Origin of the sequence: Megasphaera geminata F0357, assembly GCF_000239275.1 — a bacterium.
GTDB lineage: Bacteria > Bacillota > Negativicutes > Veillonellales > Megasphaeraceae > Megasphaera > Megasphaera geminata.
The window spans coordinates 40,580-47,833 of the sequence record NZ_JH417605.1 but is presented as its reverse complement, the minus strand read 5'-3'; the positions used below and the strand labels follow the sequence as shown (position 1 = coordinate 47,833).

Here is a 7,254-nt window from a genome sequence, read left to right as displayed (position 1 = left end):
GCAAGATCGAAAAACACCACGAAGAACGGTACCGCGCGCTCCTCAGCAACATAGAAACAGGAACCGCTTTCAAGCGGCCCGAAAAGAAAACCTGGATCTGTCGCAACTGCGGCTGCATCATCGAAGCGGAAGAAGCTCCGAAAGTATGTCCCGTTTGTGCGCATCCGCAGGCTTTCTTCGAACTGTATGTAGAAAACTATTAAAATATTTTCTTTGTATTTTCTCATGTTGAAAAACGTATACTGATAATACGGCTTTTCCCGCAAAAAAACCGCGGCTTCCAAAAAAGAAACCGCGGTTTTTCGCGTCTTACCGCCCCGTTTTAAGACGCCGGAACCCGTAATCTAAAATAGCAGGCGCGTCGTCCCAACGATTATCATCATTAAAAAGCGCAACGACAAGCGTATGCCCGTCTCTCGTCGCCGATGCGACGAGGCAAACTCCGGCGGCGTCCGTATATCCCGTTTTGATACCGTTAGCCCCGTTATACCCGCTCGTGAGAAAACGGTTTGTCGTTTCAACGTATTTCATGTGTCCGTCCAAATACTTTACATTATATGAAGGCAAGCTCACCGTACGCCGGAATTCAGGATAATTTTTGATACCGTATGCGGCAATACGTGCCATGTCTACAGCGGTAGAATAATGCTTAGGCGCCGTCAATCCGTTCGGATTGACAAAATGTGTATGTGTTGCCCCCATTTTAGCCGCCTCCGCATTCATCATTTCCGCATAGGCCGGTACGGAGCCGGCTAATGTTTCGGCAACGGCAACGGCGACATCATTGCCTGAAACAACCATCATTCCCCGCATAGCTTCACGCAAAGTAAGCTGGTCCTTAGGAGAAATGCCGAGTACGGAAGGCTCCGTAGCGGCAGCTTCCTGCGATATCTTAATAGGTTTATCCAATCTGTCGGCACCCTTATCCAGGGCTGTCAAAAAAGTAACTATTTTTGTCGTGCTAGCCGGATGAATCCATTTATTAGGGTTAACCTGATAAAGGATTTTTCCCGTATCAACATCGATCATGCACGCCGATTCGGCGCTTGTAGGCGGCACATAGGCAAAGACCGCGCTCGCCGTTATGACGGCAGTCGCTGCGACAACAGAGAGAGCCGTCATCATTTTTTTATAGAAACGCATAGGCGTATACTCCTTTGAAAACTAAACATAGTTTCCCGATATCATTTGCTTTTTCGTTTCGGGTTATATCGGTTCATGCCTTTGGAAACTCCCAGTTTCATAACGCCTTCAACCGCTTCCGCCGCATAAGCGACACCGTCGGCAAACTGTGCACAATACGCTTCCGAAAAAGGGGTAAGAACATGATTAATAACATCCTGACGGCCTAAAGGACGGCCTATACCGAGACGGAAACGGACAAAGTTACGGCAACCGTTGGCAAAAAGGCTTCTAATACCGTTATGCCCGCCGTCGCTGCCGTTTTCACGAATACGCAGTTTACCGACAGGTAAATCCATATCATCATAGATAACGTACACATCTTCTTCAGCAATCTTATACCATCTCATCAGCGGACCGACGGCACGGCCGCTGTCATTCATGTAAGTCTGAGGCTTGACGAGAAGCGCCGTTTCGCCGTCAACCGCAACGGAAGCGACAAGGGCCTCCATTTGGCTTTTCCACAGGGAAACATCCCACTTGCGGGCCAGTTCGTCAACAACGGCAAAGCCGGCATTGTGTTTGGACCCCTCATATTCACGGCCGGGATTGCCCAGGCCGACGATCATATGCACTGCTTAAAACCTCTCTTACTTTTCAAACAACTTACTTACCGATACCTGGTGAAAAATACGCATAATCGCTTCGCCGAGCAACGGCGCAACGGAAAGGACCTTTATCTTATCAATAGCCTTTTCTGCCGGTAAGGGAATGGTATTCGTAATCACGAGTTCGGAAATGTCGGAATTTTGAATACGCTCTACGGCGGAAGCGGTGAGGACGGCATGCGCACAGGCGGCAATAACCTTAGCCGCGCCGCGTTCTTTAAGAGCTTTGGCGCCGCCGCAGAGCGAACCGGCTGTATCAACGATATCATCAACAATGATACAGGTCTTGCCTTCAACGTCGCCGATAATGTTCATAACCTCGGCAACACCCGGACGGGGACGGCGTTTTTCAATAATGGCAATAGGCGCATTAACGCGATCGGCCAAATCACGGGCACGGGTCACACCGCCCAAGTCAGGAGAAACGACAACGATTTCTCCCAAATCGGTTTCTTCCTTTTTCTGATTGATGTAACGGGTAATAATGGATGCGGAGCCTAAATGATCGACAGGAACATCAAAAAAGCCCTGAATCTGGCCGGCATGTAAATCAACGGTTACAACGCGGGTGATGCCGGACGTCGTCATCAGATCGGCAACAAGTTTCGACGTAATCGGTTCTCGGCCGCGCGTTTTTCGGTCTTGACGGGCATAGCCGTAATAAGGAACAACTGCTGTAATATGATTTGCCGAAGCACGTTTCAACGCATCGGCCATGATCAATAATTCCATAAGATTGTCGTTCGCCGGCTGGCTCGTGGGTTGAATGAGGAATACATCCTTACCGCGAACGCTTTCGTCAATCATAACCTGAACTTCACCGTTGTTGAATTTTCCAACAAAGGCCTTACCCAATTCCAGGCCCAAGTAATCGGCGATCTCTTTTGCCAGTTTCGGATTTGCATTGCCTGTAAAAATTTTAAGCTTTTTACCGTCTTCGTAACTCATTATGTCCCTCCTGCCGGGTTAAGTATTAAGTAAAGATAGTGCAATCAACCAATATTAAAGATTTATTTACTATATGTATCATTCTTCACCCAATTCTCTATGTTACGCTGTTTTGCCCGTCCCACAGCCAATGCTTTGGGCGGTACATTTTTTGTAACCGTCGATCCGGCCAATACATAAGCACATTTGCCGATCTCCACAGGTGCGACAAGATTGCTGTTGCAACCGATAAACGCATGATCCTGTATCGTCGTTCTATGTTTAATTTTGCCATCATAATTGACGGTAATCGTACCGCAGCCGATATTAACGCCTGCGCCGATATCACTGTCGCCGATATAGCTGAGATGCGGCAATTTAGCACCGTCACCGACGACAGAGTTCTTAACTTCCATGAAATTACCCACTTTGACATCGTTACCTATAACTGTATCCGGGCGAAAGTGCACAAACGGGCCGACCTGTGTGCCGTCTTTTATCCGGCAATCATGAGCATAGGTAAATTGCAAACAGTTATTTGAACCCATATACACATTAGTCATACGCACAAACGGACCGACTACACAATTTTCACCGATAACTGTATCGCCTTCGAGTACCGTACCGGGATAGATGACTGTGTCACGCCCGACAGCGACGGACATCTCCACATATGTATTGGCCGGATCGATAAGCGTAACCCCGGCAGCCATCAGTTCTTCCAATTTCCGTTCACGAAATATTTTTTCAGCTTCCGCCAGCTGCAGACGCGAGTTGACACCCAACGTTTCCCGGAAATCCGGTGCGGCCAGGGCACTGACAGTTTCACCTTTTTCAACGAGCAGGCCGATAAATATCGGTCAAATAATATTCACCTTGCGCATTACTGTTTCCGATTTGATGCAACAAGTCCCAAAGTGGGTAATTTCAAAACAGTAAATACCTGCGTTCACTTCGTTTACGGCCAATTCCTCAGGTGATCCGTCTTTCTGTTCAACGATCTTCGCCACGCGGCCCGCAGCGCCGCGAATGACACGACCGTACCCTGCAGGATCCGGCATCCTCGCAGTCAGTACCGTAGCCGCAGCCGCTGTATCACGATGACAAGTGAGGAGTGCCTCAAAGGTTTCCGTTGTCACCAAAGGAGTATCGCCGCACGTTACCAGCAAGATCCCTTTTCCACCGGTCAACAGGCCTTCAGCCTGTAACACTGCATGCCCCGTTCCGAGCTGTTCCTCCTGAATGACCGTTTCAGCCGCGCCGTTGAGGTACTCCTTTACGGCCGCGGCACCGAAGCCGATAACAACAATTTCCCGCTTCGTGCCTGCGCCCTTGACAGCGCGTAAAACCTGACCGACCATAGGCATACCGCCGGCCTTGTGCAGCACTTTCGGCAAAGTCGACCGCATACGTGTCCCTTTACCGGCAGCTAAGACCAGTGCAATAACATCTTCCATCACCAATGAGCCTCCTGCTGTGAAATACTTTTACATCTTTTTAAGGATACCATAAAATACACGGAAAATACATACTTAGGCCACAATAAATCGGAAAGGGGAGGGGTATGAAAACGCAAAAACAGGGAGATTTCCATCTCCCTGTTTGCGAATTTCCTATAATACGTGGACAACCACATCTCTTCGTCCGAAATTCAGCGCATCCGCGACGGAGTCCATCGCCAAATCAATTCTGTTGCCGACGATTGCGCCTCCCGTATCGGCAGCGACGGCATATCCATATCCTTCGATATATAACCGACTGCCTAACGGAATTACGTCAGGATCCACCGATGCAACCCCGTATGCCAAGGGCTGTCCCGTTGCGGTATATCCGCTGTTGCCGGGATCATCGGCAGTATAAGCAGTAGCTTCCATTACAATAGTATTATCGACCGGTATCGGTTGGCCGCTAGCAGCTGACAACGCATTCATCGTTTGTGTACCGACGATTCCGTCAACTGTCAACCCATGATCCGCTTGGAACCGTTGTACAGCCGCCTGTGTACCGCTTCCAAACACACCATCCGCTCCGTCAGCCAAATATCCGGTGCCGATCAGCATATTTTGAACACTCGCCACACGAGTGCCTGTCATTCCTAAAGAAACATTAGCCATTACAATGATCGAAAATGATAATGTAAAGAGCAGTGTAAGTAAAAGTATTGTGTATTTCTTCAAAAAACCACCTCGCAAATATACAGTGAAGCTCTGCTTACGGAGAGTATAACATAAAGGAGTCCGCCAAGTCAAAATTTTACAGTTTTATGCATAAGTTTTTATATCTTTATACTTATTTGCAACATTCACGCCCACGTTATATCTTCATTCTATCTATGTCCCCAATAATTGAGTTTATCTATCAGTACCATTTAATTCAATTATTATACAGTCTCATCCTCTGCCATATGTCGTACTTTTTCGACAAAACGAGGTACATCGGAAAGTATATAGATGTAGTCACCTGCCTGTAAAACGGCTCCGTCATCAGGAATAATTTCAATATCACCGCGTTTAATGTCAACGAGTGCCACGTGAGGCGGCCATATGACCTGACGGACTCCTTTGCCGTCAAGAACGCTGCCGCTATTCACGGTCAATTCAATAATATTTCGTTTTTCATCCTTCGGGACAACCCGTTCTCCTTCTGTAAGGAGCCGTTCCAAAAGAATATCATAAATGGGTTTTCCTCCGCATATTTTAGCGGTTACCAAGGCAATAAGCGAGGCCGTGCATAAGACGAGAAGGTGCTCATACGAACCGGTCATTTCCATAATCAGCACAGTCCCCGTTATGGGAGAATGGACGGACGCCGTGAAAAAAGCAGCCATAGCAATGATGACGATATCGGATAAATATTTCTCTTCCATCAACCCCGTCTCAATAAAACAAATCCCCAGGACACTGCCCAATAAGGCGCCAATGACAAGAATCGGCAGAAAAAAACCGCCCGGCACGCCGCAACCGTAACTGATCAGGGTAAAGAGGAATTTACCGATCAGAAGAGCGGCAAAAAGTTTCAACGAAAGGGGCATGACATGCAATGAATTGATCAAATCATTACCGCCGCCGAGAATTTGCGGAAAAACATAACCGAGAATCCCCGCTGTGAACAAGGCAAAAACAACAGGCAGCCACGGTTTGGTAAAAATCGGCAAGCGGTAAAAGCGATTCGCCGCAAGCAGCCCTTTATCGAAGACGATACCGCAAACGCCGAGGATAATGCCGACAAGGACGGCAAGCCATGTATAAGTCACGGGGAAAGACGGCAAAACGCCGAACTGAAAAACCGCTTGGCTGCCGAAAATGAGCCGGCAAATTACAGTAGCGATAAGGGCTGCCGCCATAGCCGGCGCCAAAACGACACCGGAGAAATTTCGGTGTAATTCTTCTAAAGCGAAGAGGACACCGGCAAGAGGCGCATTAAAAGCCATGGCGAGACCGGCACTGGCACCGGCTGTAATAAGATAGCGCTCTTCCATGCGCGTACGCCGCAATGCCTCACTGATGCCCTGCGCCGTAACGGCACCTAGCTGAATAGACGGCCCTTCACGGCCCAGAGAAAGTCCCAGCCCGATACCGACAATACCGCTAAAAAGCTTCACCCATAAAACGCGAAACCAACGCATATGGAGCGAGCAGGAAATAGCTCCCTTTACCTGAGGAATACCGCTGCCTGCCGCATCCGGTTCATAAGCAACACACCGCCAAAGGATATATCCCGCTAAGGCAAGCAGAAGAAACCAGGTTACATTCACAACAGGTCCTGATTGTATTAATATAGTATATATATATTTCCGTAAAACCGTTCCCTCTTCCAAGACCCATCGAAAGAACCCGGCTGTAAGGCCGGCAAAGATGCCGACAACAGTCCCTTCCGCAAACAGGCGCAGACGAAAACGGGGCCACGCGTTTAATTGACGAATAGTCGGGATGAGTTGACCGGAAATATGCATATTAGCCTCCTTGAAAATTCATATAGTATGTATTATACCACGGTCGAAAGGAAAGAAGGTTTCTCCTTTTTGAATTGACAAAGTCGGCATAATCATGTTACGTATAGCATTAAGATAAAAAGGAGAGGATCTTATGGCGGAAAAACTGTTATTCATTGCTTGCGGCGGCGGCATCGGAGCGGCACTGCGGTACGTTATTTCTGCGTGGGCAAGTGCGCACGGCGGTGCCGTCTTCCCGTACGGGACGGCCCTCGTCAACATTATCGGCTCCTTCCTCATCGGTCTTTCGGCAAGTTATTTCGCAGTTCACGCCGCGCTCCCCCCGACAGTGAAACTCTTTATCGTTACAGGTATTCTCGGCGGATTCACGACATTTTCCACATACAACCTCGAGTTCATCACCTTACTGCGTACGGGCAGCTTTACATACGCCTGTACGTATGCTCTGTTAAATATAGTTATCACTTTTCTGTGTTGTTTTGCCGGCCTGATCATAGGTGAACTATTATTTTAATCGTATTTTCTCCGGCAAAGATCTTCCCGCCGTTTCATGCCGAAAACTATAAATTTAATACTGTATAAACT

7 protein-coding genes and 1 pseudogene are annotated in these 7,254 nt (G+C 48.2%); 2 read left to right on the top strand and 6 right to left on the bottom strand.

Going from position 1 to position 7,254, the window contains the following annotated elements:
- Positions 1-203: rubredoxin-like domain-containing protein (locus HMPREF0080_RS10930; RefSeq protein ID WP_342610087.1), on the top strand; the 203-nt coding region annotated here is incomplete at its 5' end.
- A 106-nt stretch (positions 204-309) separates the two neighbouring features.
- Here the strand turns inward: HMPREF0080_RS10930 and HMPREF0080_RS06855 are convergent.
- The 6 genes and pseudogenes from HMPREF0080_RS06855 to HMPREF0080_RS06830 form a co-directional block, all read right to left on the bottom strand.
- Positions 310-1,143 carry a D-alanyl-D-alanine carboxypeptidase family protein gene (locus HMPREF0080_RS06855; protein ID WP_006790659.1) on the bottom strand — a complete coding sequence of 278 codons (834 nt, stop codon included), beginning with the start codon at positions 1,141-1,143 and terminating at the stop codon, positions 310-312.
- Between the two features lie 41 nt (positions 1,144-1,184).
- Positions 1,185-1,751, bottom strand: coding sequence for an aminoacyl-tRNA hydrolase (pth, locus tag HMPREF0080_RS06850; protein ID WP_006790658.1), 567 nt, complete (start codon positions 1,749-1,751; stop codon positions 1,185-1,187).
- Between the two features lie 21 nt (positions 1,752-1,772).
- A complete protein-coding gene (locus HMPREF0080_RS06845) occupies positions 1,773-2,738 on the bottom strand; it encodes a ribose-phosphate diphosphokinase (RefSeq protein WP_006790657.1) in 966 nt (321 codons plus the stop codon).
- Between the two features lie 62 nt (positions 2,739-2,800).
- Positions 2,801-4,174, bottom strand: a pseudogene (glmU, locus tag HMPREF0080_RS06840) (bifunctional UDP-N-acetylglucosamine diphosphorylase/glucosamine-1-phosphate N-acetyltransferase GlmU).
- Between the two features lie 156 nt (positions 4,175-4,330).
- Positions 4,331-4,831, bottom strand: a complete 501-nt coding sequence (locus HMPREF0080_RS06835; RefSeq protein WP_006790653.1) for a peptidoglycan-binding protein — start codon at positions 4,829-4,831, stop codon at positions 4,331-4,333.
- A gap of 266 nt (positions 4,832-5,097) precedes the next feature.
- A complete protein-coding gene (locus tag HMPREF0080_RS06830) occupies positions 5,098-6,669 on the bottom strand; it encodes a ClC family H(+)/Cl(-) exchange transporter (protein WP_006790652.1) in 1,572 nt (523 codons plus the stop codon).
- Between the two features lie 133 nt (positions 6,670-6,802).
- On the opposite strand from HMPREF0080_RS06830, the gene crcB reads away from it, so the two are divergent.
- The gene (crcB, locus tag HMPREF0080_RS06825; protein ID WP_006790651.1) at positions 6,803-7,183 is read left to right on the top strand and encodes a fluoride efflux transporter CrcB; all 381 of its coding nucleotides are present in this window, start codon (positions 6,803-6,805) and stop codon (positions 7,181-7,183) included.
- Positions 7,184-7,254 lie beyond the last annotated feature (71 nt).